Source organism: Pseudoteredinibacter isoporae (genome assembly GCF_040372805.1).
Classification (GTDB): domain Bacteria; phylum Pseudomonadota; class Gammaproteobacteria; order Pseudomonadales; family Cellvibrionaceae; genus Pseudoteredinibacter; species Pseudoteredinibacter isoporae_A.
On the sequence record NZ_BAABWJ010000036.1, the window covers coordinates 1 to 481 of the forward strand.

The following is a 481-nucleotide window of genomic DNA, read 5'->3' on the forward strand; positions in this document are numbered from 1 at the left end:
TCACTTCGTAAGTGCTCACACGCATTGCTTGATTAGACTGATTGCAGTGATGGTCCAGGTGACCTTGGGCCTAGATGTAATGAACGCAAGTTTATAGGCCTGTAGCTCAGCTGGTTAGAGCGCACCCCTGATAAGGGTGAGGTCGGCAGTTCAAGTCTGCCCAGGCCTACCAAATTTCCGTTATGCTTCGTTGAATCACCGCTCATGTGCTAGACGCACACTACGCGCCGATTCGCCTCGCCTAACGAAAATTATATTTTCTTTTACTTGATGAAACTTCAGTAAGAAAATCTAAAAAAGGGGCTATAGCTCAGCTGGGAGAGCGCTTGGTTTGCATCCAAGAGGTCTGCGGTTCGATCCCGCATAGCTCCACCATTTTTAAATGGTCGATAACGCAAACGTTCAATCACAATCACTGCAAAGTAGAGTTCAGAACTAAGTTCTTTCTCAAGTTGAATCGTCGATTCAAATTAAGAAATGA

The 481-nt window shown here is 45.3% G+C and carries 2 tRNA genes; both read left to right on the forward strand.

Annotated features, from left to right (window positions below):
* Nucleotides 1–95: 95 nt before the first annotated feature.
* Nucleotides 96–172: transfer RNA gene (locus ABWW03_RS19950), tRNA-Ile, on the forward strand.
* Nucleotides 173–299: 127 nt separating this feature from the next.
* Nucleotides 300–375, forward strand: a tRNA-Ala gene (locus ABWW03_RS19955).
* The last annotated feature ends 106 nt before the right edge of the window (nucleotides 376–481 follow it).